At 74.9% G+C, this 19,189-nt stretch carries 16 protein-coding genes; 12 read left to right on the top strand and 4 right to left on the bottom strand.

Annotation, left to right across the window (positions count from 1 at the left end):
• Positions 1-66: 66 nt before the first annotated feature.
• The gene (locus HCN08_RS14715) at positions 67-1,173 is read right to left on the bottom strand and encodes an ABC transporter substrate-binding protein (RefSeq protein ID WP_167983505.1); all 1,107 of its coding nucleotides are present in this window, start codon (positions 1,171-1,173) and stop codon (positions 67-69) included.
• Between the two features lie 421 nt (positions 1,174-1,594).
• Between HCN08_RS14715 and dhaL (HCN08_RS14710) the strand changes: the two genes are divergently transcribed.
• The 12 genes from dhaL (HCN08_RS14710) to HCN08_RS14655 all read left to right on the top strand — a co-directional run bounded on the left by dhaL (HCN08_RS14710) (position 1,595) and on the right by HCN08_RS14655 (position 15,648).
• Positions 1,595-2,203 (top strand): dihydroxyacetone kinase subunit DhaL, encoded by a 609-nt coding sequence (dhaL, locus tag HCN08_RS14710; protein WP_240970101.1) that lies wholly within the window; start codon positions 1,595-1,597, stop codon positions 2,201-2,203.
• A 31-nt stretch (positions 2,204-2,234) separates the two neighbouring features.
• Complete coding sequence (locus HCN08_RS14705) at positions 2,235-3,095, top strand: IclR family transcriptional regulator (RefSeq protein WP_206318795.1); 861 nt, start codon at positions 2,235-2,237, stop codon at positions 3,093-3,095.
• 393 nt (positions 3,096-3,488) lie between these two features.
• Positions 3,489-4,487 carry a dihydroxyacetone kinase subunit DhaK gene (dhaK, locus tag HCN08_RS14700; protein ID WP_167983503.1) on the top strand — a complete coding sequence of 333 codons (999 nt, stop codon included), beginning with the start codon at positions 3,489-3,491 and terminating at the stop codon, positions 4,485-4,487.
• Complete coding sequence (dhaL, locus tag HCN08_RS14695; RefSeq protein WP_206318794.1) at positions 4,484-5,137, top strand: dihydroxyacetone kinase subunit DhaL; 654 nt, start codon at positions 4,484-4,486, stop codon at positions 5,135-5,137. The genes dhaK and dhaL (HCN08_RS14695) overlap by 4 nt, the downstream gene beginning before the upstream one ends.
• Before the next feature lie 6 nt (positions 5,138-5,143).
• Complete coding sequence (gene dhaM, locus HCN08_RS14690; RefSeq protein WP_167983502.1) at positions 5,144-7,084, top strand: dihydroxyacetone kinase phosphoryl donor subunit DhaM; 1,941 nt, start codon at positions 5,144-5,146, stop codon at positions 7,082-7,084.
• Positions 7,085-7,087: 3 nt separating this feature from the next.
• A complete protein-coding gene (locus tag HCN08_RS14685; RefSeq protein WP_167983501.1) occupies positions 7,088-8,632 on the top strand; it encodes a GMC family oxidoreductase in 1,545 nt (514 codons plus the stop codon).
• Positions 8,629-9,582: a TIGR03621 family F420-dependent LLM class oxidoreductase gene (locus HCN08_RS14680; protein ID WP_167983500.1), complete on the top strand. Its 954-nt coding sequence runs from the start codon at positions 8,629-8,631 to the stop codon at positions 9,580-9,582. Before HCN08_RS14685 ends, HCN08_RS14680 begins: the two co-directional genes overlap by 4 nt.
• 72 nt (positions 9,583-9,654) lie before the next feature.
• The gene (locus HCN08_RS14675; RefSeq protein WP_167983499.1) at positions 9,655-10,515 is read left to right on the top strand and encodes a 3-hydroxyacyl-CoA dehydrogenase family protein; all 861 of its coding nucleotides are present in this window, start codon (positions 9,655-9,657) and stop codon (positions 10,513-10,515) included.
• Complete coding sequence (pcaF, locus tag HCN08_RS14670; protein WP_167983498.1) at positions 10,512-11,702, top strand: 3-oxoadipyl-CoA thiolase; 1,191 nt, start codon at positions 10,512-10,514, stop codon at positions 11,700-11,702. The genes HCN08_RS14675 and pcaF overlap by 4 nt, the downstream gene beginning before the upstream one ends.
• A 73-nt stretch (positions 11,703-11,775) precedes the next feature.
• Positions 11,776-12,900, top strand: a complete 1,125-nt coding sequence (locus HCN08_RS14665; protein WP_167983497.1) for an acyl-CoA dehydrogenase family protein — start codon at positions 11,776-11,778, stop codon at positions 12,898-12,900.
• The gene (locus HCN08_RS14660) at positions 12,897-13,793 is read left to right on the top strand and encodes an enoyl-CoA hydratase-related protein (protein ID WP_167983496.1); all 897 of its coding nucleotides are present in this window, start codon (positions 12,897-12,899) and stop codon (positions 13,791-13,793) included. Before HCN08_RS14665 ends, HCN08_RS14660 begins: the two co-directional genes overlap by 4 nt.
• Before the next feature lie 79 nt (positions 13,794-13,872).
• Positions 13,873-15,648 (top strand): dihydroxyacetone kinase family protein, encoded by a 1,776-nt coding sequence (locus HCN08_RS14655; protein WP_167983495.1) that lies wholly within the window; start codon positions 13,873-13,875, stop codon positions 15,646-15,648.
• A 12-nt stretch (positions 15,649-15,660) separates the two neighbouring features.
• On the opposite strand, the gene HCN08_RS14650 is transcribed toward HCN08_RS14655, so the two are convergent.
• From HCN08_RS14650 to HCN08_RS14640, 3 genes are all read right to left on the bottom strand, one after another.
• A complete protein-coding gene (locus tag HCN08_RS14650) occupies positions 15,661-16,683 on the bottom strand; it encodes a TolB-like translocation protein (protein WP_167983636.1) in 1,023 nt (340 codons plus the stop codon).
• Between the two features lie 113 nt (positions 16,684-16,796).
• Positions 16,797-18,086, bottom strand: a complete 1,290-nt coding sequence (locus HCN08_RS14645; protein ID WP_167983494.1) for an MFS transporter — start codon at positions 18,084-18,086, stop codon at positions 16,797-16,799.
• A gap of 3 nt (positions 18,087-18,089) precedes the next feature.
• Positions 18,090-18,959, bottom strand: coding sequence for an alkaline phosphatase family protein (locus HCN08_RS14640; protein WP_167983493.1), 870 nt, complete (start codon positions 18,957-18,959; stop codon positions 18,090-18,092).
• Positions 18,960-19,189: the final 230 nt, after the last annotated feature.

Here is a 19,189-nt window from a genome sequence, read left to right as displayed (position 1 = left end):
GGTGCCCGAAGTGCTACGGGTGCGTGAAGCGCTACGGGTTCTTGGGGAGCTCACGGTCCGGCGGGGTCACTTCTGGCCGATGGCGGTGAGCAGGGCGTTGCGCTCGGACTCGTCGGTGACGTTGAAGGGGTTGAGCTGCCAGCCCTTCTCCGGCGGCAGGCACCCCTCGATCTGCTGGTCCGGCGACTTGCCGTCGATGTTGTAGAAGCTGAGCGTGCCTTCGACCTTGGCGCACATGTCCTTCTGGCCCTCGACGGACATCAGGTAGTCCACGAACAGCAGCGAGGCGTACGGGTGCGGGGCCTTGGCGAAGACGGCGGCGAAGATCGGCACCCCGCTGCCCGGCATGACCTGGTAGGCGATCGGCGCCTTCTCCTTGCGCAGCGTCACCGAGTGCACGATGCGGCCGGGGAAGTCGGCGTAGGCGCTGCCGGCGGCGATGTCCTGGGCCGCCGCGGTGCCGCTGGCGGCGATCTTGAGCCCCTGGGCCTTGAGCTTCTGCAGGTAGGAGATGCCGTACTGCTGCTTCATGATCTCGGCCCACTGCATGTAGGAGCCGGACGAGGTCAGGTCGGTCAGCTGGAGGTGGCCCTTCCAGAACGGGTCGAGCAGGTCCTGCCAGCTGGTGGGCACCTTGTCCTTGGGCACCAGCGTGGTGTTGTACTGGATGACGGTCGGGTTCTCGCGCAGGTAGACGTAGCTGTTCTGCTGCCGGGCCGCCGCCGGGTAGTCGTCCCAGCCGGGCACGTTCGACGCCGACAGCGGCAGGAAGTAGTCCTTGTTCTGGGCCAGGAACGGCTCGGTCGAGCCAGCCTGGTAGACGTCGGCGTTGTGGACGCCCGACTTGTACTCGCTGGCGATACGGGCGTCGAGCGGGTCGGTCAGGGCGCGGACGATCTTGACGTCGATGCCGTACTTGCTCTTGAACTCGGCGGCCTCGATGTTCAGGGTGTCCTGCGCGTCGCCGGAGTAGAGGGTCAGCGTGCCCTCCTTCTTCGCCGCCGCGACCAGGGAGTCCAGGCTCCCGCCGATCGTGCCGGCGACGTCCTTGGGCTTGTCGGCGTCCGACTTGGGGGCGGTACCGCAGGCCGCGACGCCGGTCACCGCGGCCACGCAGAGGACGGCGAGGACCGTACGGGTGAGGTTTCTGGTTCTGCGGGGTCGTGATGCCATCGCCAACCTCCATGGGATAGGTGGATGCCCGGCAGCGTTCCGCGTGCGGCGAGAGGTGTCCGGGAGGGCTCTGAGGGAGCAGATTCGAGACACTGCATCGATCGGAAGCTTCCGAATGTCATTCGGTATCCTCGAATGCACGTCATGTAACTCGCGCGAAACCGGCGTTGTCAACCCCTCGAACACGTCCGGATCCGCGCCGTCCCCACCGGGCGTGGCCCCTGTTACGGCCGGGGTTCGCCCGGGCGGATCGCCGCTATTGTGGGAGGCCGCTCAGGTGCAAGGGTTCTCTGCAGTCGGGGTCCGTGCACCGGATCCCCGGTTCGACCACCACCGCGCGATCAGTGAACGACTCCCGGCAAGGCCCAGCGGATGGAGGTCAGGACCGATGGCCGATCATCGGCTCGATGCGCGATTCGTCATGAGATGGATCGATATCCTGGACAGGCTCGTCGTCGAGGCGGAGCCGCAGTTGACCGAGTTCGACGCCGCGATAGGCGACGCCGACCACGGTGCGAACATGACGCGCGCGACCTGCGCGTGCAAGGCCGTGCTCGGCGACGTACCGCCGCTGACCACCGCGGCGGCCTTCAGCGAGGTCGGCGAGGCGCTGGCCCAGTACATCGGCGGCGCGAGCGGTCCGCTCTACGGCGCCATCTTCCTGGCCCTGGGCGACTCGGTCCCCGCGACCACCGACATCGGCGCCGGCGACCTGGTCGCCGGCATGCGCGAGGCGCTGATCAGCCTGCACAACCTGGGCGCGGCCGTGGTCGGCGACAAGACGATGGTCGACGCCATCGCGCCCGCCGTGGCCGAGCTGGAGCAACTGGTCTCGGTCGGCGCCCCGTTCCCCGAGGCGGTGGCGGCGGCGGCCGAGGCCGCCGCGCGCGGGGCCCGCTCGACGATCCCGCTGCGGGCGCGCAAAGGCCGTGCCGCCTACCTCGGGCCCCGCAGCGAGGGGCACCAGGACCCGGGTGCCACCTCCTCGGCGCTGCTGTTCGAAGCGCTCAGGCTCGCCGTCGGTCCATGAGCGTCGTGACGCAGTTCGCTAGGGAAGGGCAATGATGATCCAGTCGGTCAGCCGCGCGGTGCGGATCCTCTTCGAGCTCCAGGGGGCCCGGCGGTTGCCCCTGTCCGAGCTCGCGCACCGGGTCATGCTGCCCAGCTCCACGGTGCACGGCCTGGTCCGTACGCTCGCCATGGACGGCATGATCGAACAGGACTCGTCCGGGCAGTACATGCTCGGCCCCCGGGTCCTGGGGCTGGGCAACGCCTTCCTGGACAGCAACGAGTTCCGGCTGCGCAGCCTCAGCGCGGCCGAGGCGCTGTCCGAGCGCACCGGGCACGCGGTGCGGGTCGCGGTCCTGCTCGGCTCCGACGTGGTCGTGGTGCACCACGTCCTGCGCCCCGACGGCAGCCGGCAGATGCGCGAGCTGGGCATCGCGATCCCCGCGCACGCCACCGCGCTCGGCAAGGTGCTGCTCGCCTTCCAGCCCAACCTCGACGTGCTGCTGCCCGAGGACGTCCCGCTGCGCCGGCTCACCGGCCGGACCGTGGCCGTCCGCGAGGTGCTGCGGGCCTCGCTGGAGCAGGTGCGCCAGGACGGCATGGCGTACGAGCTCGACGAGGTCGTGCTCGGCGAGTCCGAGGTCGCCGCCGCGATCTTCGACGCGCGGGGCACCGCGGTCGGCGCGGTCAGCGTCGTGCTGCCGACCCCGGAGGAGGCGCACGGCAGCGCCGACCCGGGTCCGGCGATCTTCGGCGTCACCGTGATGAGCGCGGTACGCGAGGCGGCGATCGGGATCTCGCGCAGCATGGGGGCGCTGTCCTGGCCGATGGACCAGTCCGGCGCCCGGCACCCCCGCCCCGCCCAGCGGCAGCGCAGGACCCCCGGCCGGGCGATGGACGGCAGCGCGCCGTAACGGCGGCGAGCGAGGCGGCGCGTAGGCGCCGAGCAAGGCGACCGGCAAGGCGACCGGCAAGGCGACGGGCGCGGGCGACCGCACGCGCGGCACGACGACAGGCACGGTCCTCACGGGCAGGTGACGGGGTGTGGAGCCCCATGACCCCCGGGGGCCGTGCCTGTTCGGCGTCCAGGGCCCGCCCGGCCTGACGGACCGGATTTCGCCGTCACACCCCTTTACAACCGGCCTGTCGTGGACTTAAGTGTGCTCCATTCGATTATGCCGAATGCGGTCCGAGAGTGCCGGACCGCCCCCGGATCTCATGGGCGTGTACGTGGCCGGTCTCCACCCCGGCCCGGCACCGGCAGTGCGACCCGACGTCTCGGCGGACGCAGCGGGAGGACACGTGCGATGAAGAAGCTCATCAACAGCCCCGAGACCGTCGTCGCCGACAGCCTGCGCGGACTGGCCATCGCCCACCGGGAACTGTCGGTCGACGTCGGCAAGCGGGTCGTCGTCCGCGGTGACGCGCCCGTGCCCGGAAAGGTCGGGATCCTGTCGGGCGGCGGCTCCGGCCATGAACCGCTGCACGTCGGCTACGTGGGGCGCGGCATGCTCGACGCGGCCTGCCCCGGCGAGATCTTCACCTCGCCCTCACCGCAGCAGATCCTCGAAGCGACCCGGCGCGTCGACGGTGGCCGCGGCGTCCTGCACATCGTCAAGAACTACACGGGCGACGTGATGAACTTCGAGATGGCCGGCGACCTCGCCCGCGCCCGGGGCATCGAGGTGCGGGCCGTCACCGTCGGGGACGACGTCGCCAACGACGGCCTGACCACCGCGGGCCGCCGCGGCGTCGGGGCCACCGTCCTGGTCGAGAAGATCTGCGGGGCCGCGGCCGAACGGCGCTGGCCGCTGGCCCGGGTCGCCGACCTCGGCAACCGCGTCATCGCCAACGCCCGCAGCATGGGCATCGCCCTCACGTCCTGCACCGTGCCGTCCGCCCGCCGGCCGACCTTCACCCTCGGCGAGGACGAGATGGAGGTCGGCATCGGGATGCACGGCGAGACCGGCCGGTTCCGGCACAAGCTCGTACCGGCCAGGGAAGTCGCCGCGATCCTGCTCGACCGGGTGCTCGCCGACATGCCGCTGGAGCCCGGCGAGCAGGTGCTCGCCTTCGTCAACGGCATGGGCGCGACCCCGCTGATGGAGCTCTACATCGTCCTCGACGAGGTCGCCCGGCTGCTGGACGCACGCGGACTGACCCTTCAACGGACCCTGACCGGCACGTACATGGCCGCACTCGACATGGCCGGCTGCTCGCTGACCGTGCTGCGGCTCGACGAGGAGATGACGAGTCTGTGGGACGCACCGGTGGCCACCCCGGCTCTCACCTGGGGGACGGTGTGACGGGCCGCCAGGGCGAGCAGCTCGTCCCGGTCCCGCGCCTGGTCGGCTGGTTCGCCGGCTTCACCCGCGACGTCGCCCTGCACGCCGACGAACTCAGCGCGCTGGACGGCGCGATCGGCGACGCCGACCACGGCACCAACCTCAACCGGGGCTGCCGGGAGGCGCTGCGCACGCTCCACGCGGAACCGCCGCGCACCGTCGGCGACTTCGGCCGCACCGTCGGCATGCAGCTGCTCGCGCACGTGGGCGGCGCCAGCGGGGTGCTCTACGGCAGCTTCTTCCTGGACTTCGGGGCGAGCGCGCCCGGCGCGCAGGGCCTGACCCCGCGCGGGTTCGCCGCCGCGTGGCACGCCGGGGTCGCCGCCGTCGTGGCCAGGGGCCGGGCCGAGGTGGGCGACAAGACCATGCTCGACGTCCTCGCCCCCGTACGCGACGCCCTCGACACCGCCGCCTGGCACACGGTGGACCTGGGCGGCATGCTCAAGGCCGCGCTGGACGCCGCCGAGCAGGGGCTGGAGGCGACGGTGCCGCTGGTCGCGCGCAAGGGTCGGGCCAGCTACATCGGCCCGCGCAGCGCCGGGCACCAGGACCCCGGGGCGCGGTCGAGCTGGCTGCTGGTCCGGGCCGCGACCACGACGCTGGCGGGCTAGCCGGCCATGAGCGTCGCAATCGTCGTGGTCTCGCACAGCGCCCGGCTCGCCGAAGGCGCCGCGGAACTGGCCCGGGCCGTGTCCACCACGGCCGTCCGGCTCGCCGTCGCGGCCGGCATCGACGACCCCCGGCACCCGCTGGGCTGCGACCCGCTGCGGGTACGGGCGGCGATCGAGGAGGTCGACGGCGCCGACGGGGTCCTGGTGCTGATGGACCTCGGCAGCGCGCTGCTGTCCGCGGAGTTCGCGCTGGGCCTGCTGGCGCCCGAGGCCCGCGGGCGGGTGCTGCTGTGCGACGCCCCCTTCGTGGAGGGCCTGGTCGCCGCCGCGGTGGCGTCCATGTCCGGCGCCGGCCTCACCGAGGTCGCCGGGCACGCCCGTGCCGCGCTCCAGCCCAAGCGCGAGCACCTCGCCGGGCGCGGCCACGCCCCGGGCGCCGACGCGCACGCCGCCCTCGCCTTTGACGAGGCGGCACCGCCGGCCGCGGTCGTGACCTTCACCGTCCGCACGCCGCAGGGCCTGCACGCCCGCCCGGCCGCCGCGATCGTCCGCGCCGCGGGCCGCCGGCGGGCCACGGCGGTGCTCCGCAACCTCACCTCCGGCACCGGCCCGGTCCCCGCGACCAGCCTCAACGGCCTCCTCACCCTGGGCGTCCGCCAGGGCCACCAGGTCCAGGTCGCCGCCACCGGCCCCGAAGCCCCCGCCCTCACCGCCGACCTCCGCGCCCTGGCCGCCCGCGACTTCACCCAGCCCGAGGGCGCTCCGCGCGACGCCGCGGACGAAGACGGCCTGCCCGGCGCCGGGGACGAAGACGGCCGGCCCGCCGCCGGCGCCACCGGCACCCGGCGTGGCGTCACGGCCGAGGGCGTCCTGCCCGACACCGCGGACGCCGGCACCCGGCGCGACACCGACGGCAACCGCGCCCGGCCCGGCGCCGGCGCAGCCCGCGCCCGACGCGACGTCGAGGCCGACCGTGCCCGGCCCCGCGCCGCGGCCGGCGCCGCCGCGTACACGCAAGACGGCGTGCGCATCCGGGTCGTGGCGGATGTCGGGCGGGTCGGCGACGTGGCGGACGCGGAGGCGGCCGGGGCGGACGGGATCGGGGTGGTGCGGGCGGAGTCGCTCTTCGGCGGGGACCCCGTGCTGCCCGGCGAGGACGAGCAGGCCGCCCTCTACGCCCGGATCTGCTCCGCGCTGCCCGGCCGGCCCGTGGTGCTGCGCACCCTCGACGCCGGCGGGGACACCGCGCCCGCCCCGCCCGGGCTGCGCGGCATCCGGCTCACGCTGCGGCAACCGGAGTTGATGGTGCCCCAGTTGCGCGCGGCGCTGCGGACCGCCGCGGCGGGGCATCCGCTGCGGCTCCTGCTGCCCATGGTCACCGTCGCCGACGAGATCCACCGCACCCGGGAGCTGCTGCGCCAGGCCCGCGCCGACCTCGCGGCCGAGGGACTGCACCCGCCCGGGCACCTCCCGCTCGGCATCACGGTCGACACGCCCGCCGCGGCCCTGAAGGCCGGCACCCTGCTCGGCGCAGCCGACTTCGTGGCCATCGGCACCGACGACCTCACCCGCTACACCCTCGCCGCCGAGCGCGGCGACGCCGACGTCGCCCACCTGCTGCGGGAATGGGACCCGGCGGTGCTGCGGCTGATCGCCTCGGTCGCCGCCGCGGCCGGCGAGAGCGGCGAGAGCGGCGTGCCCGTGGCCGTCCTCGGCGCCGCCGCCCGCGACCCGCGCATGCTGCCGCTGCTGCTGGGCCTCGGCGTACGCGAACTCGCCGTCCCCGCGGTTGACATCGCCGCGGTCAAGGAGCAGGTGCGCCGCCTCGACACCGGCCGGCTCGCGCCCGCCGCCGCCCGGGCCCTGCGCGCGGGCAGCGCGGAAGAGGTGCTGCGCATGGTGGACCGCATGGACCCGGGCCTCGCGCCCCAGAACGGAGAGACGTAACCCATGAGCTTCGACGTCGTCGTCATCGGTGCCGGATCGGCGGGAGCCGTCCTGGCCGCACGCCTGTCGCAGCTGCCGGGACTGCGCGTGGCGCTGATCGAGGCGGGCCCCGACTACCCCGACCCGGACACGCTGCCCGGCGAACTGCGCTACGGCAACGCCACCGCCGCCTACGTCACGACCCACGGCCACATGTGGGGCTACCAGGCCCGCGCCGCCCAAGGGCAGCCGCTGCGCCCGCTGCCCCGCGGCAAGGTCGTCGGCGGCACCAGCGCCATCAACGGCCAGGTCTTCCTGCGCGGCCTGCGCGACGACTTCCGCGCCTGGCGCGACCTCGGCAACGACCTGTGGGACTACGACAGCCTGCTGCCCGCCATGCGCGCGATCGAGCACGACCTCGACTTCACCGACCCCTGGCACGGCACCCGCGGCCCCATCAAGGTGCGGCGCTACCCCCGCGAGGAGTGGCTGCCGCCGCAGACCGCCTTCTACGAGGCATGCCGGCAGGACTTCGCCGACTGCCCCGACGCCAACGCGCCCGACGCCACCGGAGTCGGCCCGATCCCCTTCAACAACGTCGGCGGCATCCGCGCCAGCACCGCCCTGACCTACCTGCCCGCCGCCCGCGCCCGGCCGGACTTCACCCTGCTGCCCGACACCCGTGCGCGCCGGCTGCTGTTCAGCGGCACCCGGGCCACCGGCGTCGAGGTCGAGCACGCCGGCCGCGTCGAGACCGTCACCGCCGGGCAGATCGTGCTGTCGGCCGGCGTGATCGGCTCGCCCCAGCTGCTCATGCTCTCCGGCGTCGGCGACCCGGACGCGCTCGTACGGCTGGGCATCGCCCCGGTGGCGAAGCTGCCCGCGGTCGGCCGCAACCTCGCCGACCACCAGGTCGCCGACCTGGTGTGGGAGGTCGCCCCCGAGACGGTCCGGGCGGGCGCGGCCACCCCGCGCGTCCAGGTCGCGCTGCGCTACACCGCCGACGGCTCCGCCGACGCCGACGACATGCAGATCACCGTGCGGACCGCCGCCCCCGGGCGCCACGGCGACAGCCTGGTCTCCCTGGTGCCGGCCATCGAACTGCCCCACTCCACCGGCTCGGTGACCCTGACCTCGGCGGACCCCGCCGTCCAGCCGGCCGTCGAGCTGCGCTTCCTGCACGAGCCCGGGGACCTGCGCCGGCTGCGCGAGGCGGTACGCCTCACGGTGGACATCTCCCGGCGCGCCCCGATGGCGGCGCTGCTGGGCCGCCGTACCACCCTCACCGACCGCGAACTCGCCGACGACGGCGCGGTCGACCGATGGCTGCGGGCGACGGTGCGCACCTCCCACCACACCGGCGGCACCTGCCGGATGGGCCCGGCCGCGGACCCCTCGGCGGTGGTGGACCAGTACGGGCGCGTCCACGGGCTGCAGAACCTGCGCGTCGCCGACGCGTCGGTCTTCCCGCGCATGGTGCGGGCCAACACGGCGGTGACCACGATGACGGTCGCGGAAAGGATCGCGGAATTCATGCAGCGGGAACTCGACGGCGGAGCAGCCGCATGAGCGCCGGCAAGCCCTTCAGGTTCGGCGCCACCTGCGCGCAGCTGACCGACCGGGCCGGCTGGCAGCAGACCGCACGGCAGGTCGCCGACACCGGCTACGACGTGCTCACCGTCGTCGACCACATCGGCTCACCCGGCATCTGGTCCGCCCTGGTCAGCGCGCACGACGCCGCCCCCGGGCTGCGCGTGGGCACCCTGGTGCTCAACAACGACCTGTGGAACCCGGCGGTCCTGGCCCGCGAGGCGGCCACCACCGACCTGCTCACCGACCACAGCCTGGAGATCGGCATCGGCGCCGGCTGGAACGCCGGCGACTACACCGGCGCCGGCATCACCCGGCACGGCCCCGGCACCCGGGTCGACCGGCTCGGCGAGACCCTGCGCGTCCTGGACGCGGCGCTGTCCGGCCGCCCGGTGGACCACGCCGGCGAGCACTACCGGATCGACAGCGGCGGCACGCCGTGGCGGCCGGCGGACCTCCCGCACATCCCGCTGCTCGTCGGCGGCGGATCCCGCCGGGTGCTGCAACTGGCCGCGCGGCACGCCGACATCGTCAGCGTCCACCGCAACATGGAGCACGGGTCGGCCGCGAAGTCCTGGCAGGCCGAGACCGGCGACCAGGGGCCGCACCTGGACGCGATGGCGAAGAAGGTCGCCTGGATCACCGAGGCCGCCGGGCCCCGGCTGCCCGCGCTCACGCTGCACGCGCTGATCCTCAAGCTCGTCGTGACCGACCGCCGCGACGAGGCGATCGACCGGCTGGCCCGCGCCCAGAACCTGCCGCCGGACCACCTGCGCAGCTCCCCGCATTTCCTGGTCGGCACGGCCGCGCAGATCACCGACGACCTGCGCCGGCGCCGCGAACGCTGGGGTATCAGCTACTGGACCCTGGCGCCCGGCAACGACATCACCGCGTTCGCCCCCGTGGTCGCCGCCCTCGCGGGCAACTAGGCGCGGACCACCAGGCGCGGGCACCCCAGGGCCTCCCGCCCGGATCCCCGCCCAACCGAAGGGAACCCCTCCATGCACATCGCCGTCATCGGCACCGGCACCATGGGCGCCGGCATCGCCTACGTCGCCGCCGCCCGCGGCCAGGACGTCAGCGTCTTCGACTTCGTGCCCGCCGCCCGCGAGGCGGGCCTGGCCCGTATCACCGCGGACCTCGACGACGGGGTACGCCGCGGCAAGCTCGACCCGGCCGGCCGCGACGCCGCGCTCGCCCGGGTGCGGCCCGCCACCGGTCTCGCCGACTGCGTCGCCGGCGCCGACCTGGTCGTCGAGGCCGTCATCGAGGACCCGGTCGTCAAGCAGGACGTGCTGCGCCAGGCCGAGGCCGCCGCCCCGCGGGACGCGGTCCTCGCCAGCAACACCTCGGCGCTGTCCGTCACCCACCTGATGTCCGCCCTGGACGACCCGGCCCGCGGCGTCGGCATGCACTTCTTCAACCCGGTACGGGCCATGCAGCTGTGCGAGATCGTGGTCGGCCTGGAAACCGCCCCCGCCACGATCGACCGCGCCGAGCAGGCCGCCGCCGCCCTCGGCAAGCAGACGGTGCAGGTCCGCGACCTCGCCGGCTTCGTCACCTCCCGGATCAACATCGTCATCGGCAACGAGGCGTTCCTGATGCTGGAGCAGGGCGTGGCCTCCGCCGAGGGCATCGACCGGGCGGTCCGGCTCGCCCTCAACCACCCCATGGGCCCCTTCCAGCTCGCCGACCTCGTCGGCCTCGACGTGCGGCTCGCCGCGACCCGCGAGCTGCACCGCGTCCTGGGCGACAAGTACCGGCCGGCACCGCTGCTGGAGCAGTACGTCAGCGCCGGCCGGCTCGGCCGCAAGACCGGGCGCGGCGTGTACGCCTACGACAAGCCGGCGGTGGCGTCATGACCCACGCCTACCTGGTCGACGGCCTGCGCACCCCCATCGGCCGCTACGGCGGCGCCCTCGCCGGCATCCGCCCCGACGACCTGGCCGCCCAGGTGCTCTCCGGGCTCACCGCCCGGCACCCCGGCGTGGACTGGGCCGCACTCGACGACGTGGTCCTCGGCGCCACCAACCAGGCCGGCGAGGACAACCGCAACGTCGCCCGGATGGCGCTGCTGCTGGCCGGGCTGCCCGAGCAGGTCCCCGGCGTCACCGTCAACCGGCTGTGCGGCTCGGGGGCCGAGGCCGTCGCGGTCGCCGCCCGCGCCATCGCCGCCGGCGAGCAGGACCTGGTCGTCGCCGGCGGCGTGGAGAGCATGAGCCGCGCCCCCTTCGTGCAGGGCAAGGCCGACAAGCCCTTCTCCCGCCGGGCCGAGCTCCACGACACCACGCTGGGCTGGCGGTTCGTCAACCCCGAGCTGGAGCGCCGCTACGGCGTCGACACCATGGGCGAGACCGCGGAGAACGTCGCCGCAGAACACGGCGTCTCCCGCGAGGACCAGGACGCTTTCGCGCTGCGCTCCCAGGAACGTACCGCCGGGAAGATCGCCGACGGGCGGATGGCCGAGGAGATCCTGCCCGTCCAGCGGCCCGACGCGCCGCCGGTGGACACCGACGAGCACCCCCGCACGACCACCCCCGACAAGCTCGCCGCGCTCCGCCCGGCCTTCCGCGCCGGCGGCACCGTGACGGCCGGCAACTCCTCCGGCATCAACGACGGCGCCGCCGCCCTGCTGCTCGCCTCACCGCGTGCCGTGGCCCGCTACGGGCTGACCCCGATCGCCCGGATCACCGGCGCGGCCACCGCCGGGGTCGCCCCGCGCGTCATGGGGCTGGGCCCGATCCCGGCGACCGGCAAGCTGCTGGGCCGCGCCGGCCGCACCATCGGCGACATCGACGTCATCGAGCTCAACGAGGCGTTCGCCGCCCAGAGCCTGGCCGTCGTCCGGCACTGGGGCCTGCCCGACGACGCCGAGCACGTCAACCCCGGCGGCGGCGCCATCGCGCTCGGCCACCCGGTGGGCATGAGCGGCGCCCGGCTGGTCCTCACCGCCGCGCGCGAACTCGGCCGCCGGGACGCCGCCCGCGCGGTCGCCACCCTGTGCATCGGCGTCGGCCAAGGCATCGCCGTCCTGGTCGAACGCCCGTGAGGAGCGGCCCCATGGACACCAAGCTGCGACAACGCACCCGGCGAACCGTACCCGGGCGCGGACGGGAGCCACGATGATCACCCCCACCGACGAGCAGCGCCAACTGCGCGCCACCGTACGGGACTTCCTCGCCGCGACCTGCTCGTACGAGCACCTGCTCGCCCAGACCGCGCAGCCGGCCGGCTTCGACCGCGCGGCCTGGCGGCGCGCCGCGGCCGAACTGGGCCTGCCGGGCATCGCCGTGCCCGAGCAGTACGGCGGCAGCGGCTTCTCGCCGGCCGAACTGGTGTGGATCCTCGTGGAGTCCGGCCGGGCGCTGTGCCCCGCGCCGCTGTTCTCCTCGGTCGTGCTCGCCACCACCGCGCTGCTGGCGAGCGGCGACGACGACGCCTGCCGGGAGCTGCTGCCCGGGATCGTCGCCGGCGAGCGGACCGCCACCGTCGCGGTCTCCGAGCGCCGCCCGGGGTGGACGCCCGCCGGGGTCGCCGCCACGGCGACCGGCACCGGCCGCACCCGGCGCCTGCGCGGGACCAAGACCGCGGTGGTCGACGCGCACACCGCCGACGACCTGCTCGTCGCGGCACGCACCGGCGAGGGCGTGAGCCTGCTGCGGGTCGCGCGCACCGCGCCGGGCGTCGCCATCACCCCGCGGCCCGGCATCGACGTGACCCGGCGTCTTTGCGACGTCGTCCTCGACGACGCCCCCGCGCGGCTCGTCGGCGAGGAGGGCGCCGGCCGGCGCACCCTGGAGCAGGTCCGCGACACCGCGCTCGCCGCGCTGGCCGCCGAAGCGGTCGGCGGCATGGCCCGGCTCACCGACCTCGCCGCCGAGCACGCCCGCACCCGGGAGCAGTTCGGCGCGCCCATCGGCTCCTTCCAGGCGGTCAAGCACCGGGTCGCCGACATGGTCGTCGCCGCCGACCTCGGCGAACGCGCCGCGGAGACCCTGGCGTGGGCCCTCGGCACGGACGACGGGCAGTTCCCGCTCGTCGCCGCGGCGCTCTTCGCGCACAACGCCGACGCCTACGTGGCCGTCGCCGAATCGGCCCTCCAGGTGCTCGGCGGCATCGGCTTCACCGCCGAGCACCCCGCCCACCTGTACCTCAAGCGCGCCCGGGCCGGCCGCGCCCTGCTCGGCACGCCCGCCGAGCACCGGGCACGTATCGCCCCGGCGATCCTGGAGGTGCCGGCGTCATGACGGGCCCGTACACCACGATCGGCTGCACGACCGACGACGACTGCGCCGTCATCACCCTGGACCGGCCGCGGAAACTCAACGCGTTCACCGCCGTGATGCGCGACGAACTGATCGCCGCCCTCGACGCGGCCGACGCCGACGACACCATCCGCGCCGTCGTGGTCACCGGCGCCGGGCGGGCCTTCTGCGCCGGCGCCGACATGAGCGACCCGGACCGGGCCTTCACCGCCGCGCCGGTTGCCGCGCAGCGCCCGGTGGACATGATCGACGGGGTGCCGCGCGACCGCGGCGGACAGCTCACGCTGCGCATCGCCGCCTGCACCAAGCCGGTGATCGCGGCGGTCAACGGCCCCGCCGTGGGCCTCGGCGCGTCCATGACCCTTGCCATGGACGCCCGGCTGGCCAGCACCAGCGCCCGCTTCGGGTTCGTCCACACCCGCCGCGGACTCGGCCCGGAAGCCGCGTCCAGCTGGTTCCTGCCCCGCGTCGTCGGCGTCGCCCAGGCCCTGGAATGGATGCTCACCGCCGAGCTGTTCGACGCCGGCGAGGCCCACCGGGCGGGCCTGGTGCGGTCCGTGCACGAGCCGGCCGAGCTGCTGCCGGCCGCGCTGGCACTGGCCCGCCGGATGACCCTCGGCACCTCGCCCGCCGCCACCGCGATGACCAGGCGCCTGCTGTGGGCCGGCCTGCTGGCGCCCGGCCCGGAGCGGGCCCACCTCGCCGAGTCGCACGTCAACCACGAGCTCAAGCTCGGACCCGACGTCGCGGAGGGGGTCGCGGCCTTCCTCGGCAAGCGCCCGCCCGCCTTCACCACCCGCGTCCCCCGGGACCTGCCGGCCCACCCGGTCGGCTGGCCGCCCGGCACGCCGGCCGACGTACAGGAGAGCCCTTGACACCGATGCCCGGCCGCGCGCGCGGCGCACGAACCGAAGCAGGACGAGTGGGGTTGCTGGAAAGGACCGGAACCACAGCATGACGACGATCGCCAACGATCCGCAGGACTTCGCCCTCGACATGGTCGACGGCTTCACCTCGGCCTACGCCCGCTATGTGCGCGCCGTCCCCGACGGCGGGGTGCTGCGGCACGCACGCCCCGGCGACCGCGCCACCCGGCTGGTCCTCGGGGGCGGCAGCGGCCACTTCCCCTGGACCGCCGGGTTCGTCGGCCACGGCATGGCCGACGCGGCGGTGCTGGGCAACGTCTTCGCCTCGCCGTCCACCGAGCAGATCCACCGGCTCGTCCGCGCCCTGCCCGACGGCGCGCCCGTGCTCTTCTGCTACGGCAACTACGCCGGCGACGTACTGAACTTCACCATGGCCCAGGACCGGCTCAAGGCCGAGGGCATCGACTGCCGCAGCGTGCAGGTCACCGACGACATCGCCTCCGCGGACAGCGCCGACGCCGCGATACGCCGGGGCATCGCCGGCAGCGTCGTCGTCTTCAAGACCACCGGCGCCGCGGCCACCCGCGGTGACGGCATCGACGATGTCGAGAGCATCGCCCGGCGCACCAACGACCGCACCCGCAGCATCGGCGTCGCCTTCAGCGGCTGCACCCTGCCCGGAGCCGCAGAACCCCTCTTCCGGGTGGACGCCGACGCCATGGCCATCGGCCTGGGCATCCACGGCGAGCCGGGCATCCGCACCGTCGCGCGGATGCCCGCCGAGGCGCTGGCCCGCACCCTGGTCGACGCGCTGTTGGCCGAGGCGCCCGGCGACGGCCCGGCCCGGGCCGCCGTGCTGCTCAACGGGCTCGGCGCGACCGGGCAGGACGAGCTGTTCGTGCTGTGGAGCGGCATCGCCCGGCACCTCGCCCGGGCCGGCGTCGAGGTGGTGCTGCCGGAGGTCGGGGAGTACGTCACGAGCCTGAACATGGCCGGCTGCTCCCTGAGCCTGACCTGGCTCGACGACACGCTGGAGGAGCTGTGGGCGGCCCCGGCCGACACCCCGGCCCTGCGCCGCGCCCCGGGCGATGCGCGCCCGCCCGCGCCCGGTCCGCGGGCCGCCGCGCCCGCGGTGACGTCCGTACGGGAGGAGGCCCCGGCCCCGGCTCTGGACCCGGCCTCTGACCCGGACCCGGCCGCCGCACCGGCCCCGGACGCCCCCGGGGCCGAGGTCGCCCGCCGGGTGCTGGCCGCGATGCTCTCGGCCGTGAGCGCCGCCGAGGAGGAGCTGGGCCGGCTGGACGCCGTCGCCGGGGACGGCGACCACGGCATCGGCATGACCCGGGGCCTGCGGGCCGCCCTCGACGCCACCGGCCGGCACGCCGCGGACCCCGGCTCGCTGCTGCGCGCGGCCGGCGCCGCCTGGTCGGACAAGAGCGGCGGCACCAGCGGCGCGCTGTGGGGCGTGCTGCTCGACGCCGTCGGCGCCCACCTGGCCGGCGACGCGGCAGGACCCGGCCGTACCGCCCGGCGGCTGTCCGGCGCCCTCGACCACGGCGTCGCACGGCTCCAGGCGGTCGGCCACGCCGCCGTCGGCGACAAGACCATGCTGGACGCGCTCGTCCCGTTCGCCGAGACCTTCCGCGCCCAGGTGCAGGACGGCGCCACGCTCGCCGCCGCGTGGACGGCGGCGGCCCGGGTCGCCACCCGGGCCGCCGAGCGCACCGCGGAGCTGCGCCCCCGGCTCGGCCGGGCCCGCCCGCTGGCCGAGCGCAGCCTGGGCTCGCCCGACCCCGGCGCCACCTCCCTGGCCCTGTGCCTGGCGGCGGCGGGCCCGGTGTTCGCCGAGGCCCCGTGCGGTTGAGCGGGCCCCGGGTCAGCCGAGCCAGGAGGGGGAGAGGGCCGAGGGGGTGAGCAGGGACGGGCGGCCGGTGCCGTCGGCGGGGACGGTGAAGAGGTCGGAGCCGTAGTCGCCGGGGAGGGAGTAGGAGAGGGTGCCGTCGTCGCGCCAGACCGCCTGGTCGTCGACGTTGCGGGACTCCGCCGTGGGGTGGTCCTTGAGCGTGCCGAGGTCGAGGACGTACAGGCGCCAGGGCGCGTCCGGGGACAGGCCCGGGACGCGCTTCTTGAAGGCGATGCGCGTGCCGTCGGGGGACAGGGAGGGGCATTCGACGTTCGTGCGCAGGGTGACCGCGGTGCGGGTCGCGGTGTCGCCGCGGATCAGGTACGTGTGGCCGCCCGTCGCCGCCGTCGCGTAGAAGTGCGTGTCGTCGGCGAAGGTGACGCCCCAGTAGTTGAGGTCGGCGGCCCGCACGCGCGTGCCGTCGCGCGTCAACGCGTAGTCCTCCAGCGTCGGTTGGAGCGCGCCGGTGCGGGTGTCGAGGATCGAGGTGCGGGTGGAGAAGTTCGTGCCCGCGTAGGAGTCGCCGCCGACGAAGACCGTCCAGGCCACCATCCGGCCGCTCGGCGAGACCCGGGCGCGGGTCGGGATGCCCGCGAGGTCGACATGGCGGGTGGTGCGCAGCCGGGCGTCCAGCACGAGCGCCCGGTAGGAGTCGTTGACCGCGCCGCGCTCGGCCTGGAGGCAGATGCCGGTGCCGCCGGCGGCGTAGAAGCGCAGGCACTGCACGCCGGAGGCGGTACGGGGGCCGTTCGGGTCGGCGGCCGGGACGCTCGCCAGCTCGTCGCGGTGCGGGCCCCAGGCCATGGAGCGGAAGACGATCCGCGGGCTGTCGCCCGCCGCGAGCGACACCGTGCCGGCGTGCACCGCCGGGCCGCCCGCCTGGACCTGGTTCCTGCGGTCGGCCCGGTCCGCCGCCCGCCACACCGCCACGCCGGCCAGGAGCGCCAGCACCACCACCCCGGCGAGCAGCACCAGCACCCGGCCGCGGGGGCTCAGCCGCGCGAGGGGGGAGTCGTACGGGGCGGGGTCGTCCGGGGCGGAGTCCTGCGGGCCCGGGCCGTCCGGGGCCGAGTCGTCGGCCGCGTCCCGGCGGGTCGCGAGGTCGTCGGTCATACGGCGCCCTCCCGGGGCCGCAGCCGTACCGACAGCAGCACGCTCACCAGCAGCGCGACCGCCGCGCCGCTGAGCGCCGAGCGGTCGCCGAACGCCGTCCAGGCCGCGCCGAAGGCGATCGAGCACACGAAGCGCGCCGCGGCCTGGCCGGTCTGGACGAGGGCGAGGCCGCTGGAGCGCAGCGCGGCGGGTACGGACCCGGCCGCGGCGGCCATCAGGACGCCGTCGGTGGCGGCGTAGAAGGTGCCGTGCAGGGCGAGCACCGCGTACGGCAGCACGCCGGCCCGCAGGTGCGTCAGCAGCAGGCCGTACGCGAGCAGCAGCGCGAGGTGGCCGCCGACGAAGACCCGCCAGCGCCCGACGCGGTCGGCCCAGCGGCCGAGCGGCACCGCCAGCAGCAGGAACGCGCCCGCCGTGCCGAGCGGGAGGAGGGCGAACCAGCGGTCGGGGACGCCGAGCCGGCGCTGGAGCATGAGGTAGACGAAGGAGTCGCTGACGGTGGCCAGGCCCAGCGCCATCGCGCACAGCGCGAGCCCGCGCAGCTCCCGCCGCCCGAGCAGCCCCACCGCGGCCCGCAGCGACGGCCGCGCGCCCCCGCCGGCCGGCTCCGCGGACCCGGTCGCCGCCCCCGCCTGCCGTACCCGCGCGGGCACGAACAGCAGCAGCACCAGCACCCCCACCGCCGCCACGCAGAAGCTCACGGTGAACACCGCGTCGTAGCCCTCCGCCGCCCGGCGCAGGATCAGGAAGGCGACCAGCGGCCCCAGCAGCGCCCCCGTCGTGTCCATCGCCCGGTGCACCCCGAAGGCGCGGCCCCGGCTCGCGGGGTCCGACGACAGGGAGATCAGCGCGTCGCGCGGCGCGGTGCGCAGGCCCTTGCCGGTGCGGTCGGCGGCGAGCACCGCGCCGATCAGCGGCAGGGTGTGCACGGCCAGCAGCAGCGGCTTGCACAGCGCGGACAGGCCGTAGCCGAGGACGGCCACCCGCTTGTGCCGCCCGCCGCGGTCGGCGAGGTGGCCGCCGACGAGCCGGACGAGCGCGCTGAAGCCGTTGTAGACGCCGTCGAGCAGGCCGAAACCCAGCGGGGACAGGCCGAGTCCGGTGACCAGGTAGAGCGGCAGCACCGCGGTGACCATCTCCGAGGAGATGTCCGTGATGAGGCTGACCGCGCCCAGCGCCAGCACGGTGGAGGCCACGGCGGACCGCCGCCCGGGGCGTCGGATGCCCCGGGCGGCGGCCGGCGAGGCGACCGCGGGTGTGCTCGCGCGGCTCTCGCTGACGTACATCGGTCAGCTGGACCAGATGCCGGTGATGTCCGCCGCCGAGGCCGCCTGCCCGGCGTGCGTGGACGTGCCCGCCAGGTCCTCCAGCGTCCGCAGCAGGTTGTAGTGGTTGTACGTGGTCGAGGTGGACGAGCCCGCGGTGACCGGCTGGCCGTAGAAGACCGTCGGGATGCGGTTGCCGCTGAGCGAGTTGTCCTCGTCGAAGGTGACGACGAGCAGGCTGTTGTGCGTCTTCGCCCAGGTCGCGTACGCGCCCAGGTTGTTCTTGATCCAGGTGTCGCCGGTGGACACCGAGCAGTCGTGCATGTCGCTGCACAGGTTCGGCACGACGAACGACACGTTCGGCAGCGTCGCGTAGTCGGCCGGGAACTGCGCGAAGGTCTTCGCACTGGAGGTCGGCACGTTGGAGAAGCCGAACCACGGGTTGTGCTTCTGCGCGTAGTTGCCGCTCTTGCAGGTGGTCGAGCCCTGGCTGGGCAGCGTCTCGTTGTAGCTGCCGAAGGTCTTGCCGGCCGCGGCGACCTCGGAGCCGAGGTTGGCCGCCGAGCTGAAGCCGATCGTGACGCAGCTGTCGGACGTGACGCCCTGCGTGGAGCCGGAGAAGAGGGCGTAGTAGTTCGGCTGGCTGGGGTGCGTGATGGCGTGCGCCTGCGTGAGGTTGGCGCCGCCGGACTTGAGCGAGTTGATGTACGGGGCGCTGGAGCTGCCGATCACCTGGCTGTAGGCGTGGTTCTCCATGACCACGACGACGACGTGGTCGGGGTGGGGGACGGAACCGGCCGCATGGGCGTCGCTGCCGAGCCCGGCCCACAGCCCGGCGGAGGCGGCGGCGAGACCGCCGGCGGTCAACAATGCGGTACGGCTGCGGCTGCGCACGGATTACCTCCGGTAAGGGGGCGACGTGTGAGACGTACGCGCACACGTACAGCCCCGGACCCCTACCCCGGCCCCGGGCTCCTACGTGCACATGCCAAAAGTAGGGGCGCCCGGGGAACGTGCGAACGGTGCGCCAGGTGAAGAGCGGGCGAACGCTGAGCAGACCCCCCGGCCGCTTGCGCCCGCCGCCCGCCGCGACCGACCCGCCCCGCAGGTCCGCGCCCCCGCGC

The sequence above is a fragment of the Actinacidiphila epipremni genome (assembly GCF_012034175.1).
GTDB classification, from domain to species: Bacteria; Actinomycetota; Actinomycetes; order Streptomycetales; family Streptomycetaceae; genus Actinacidiphila; species Actinacidiphila epipremni.
Note: the sequence above shows the minus strand (reverse complement) of the source record. Positions and strands in the feature narration are given on the sequence as shown.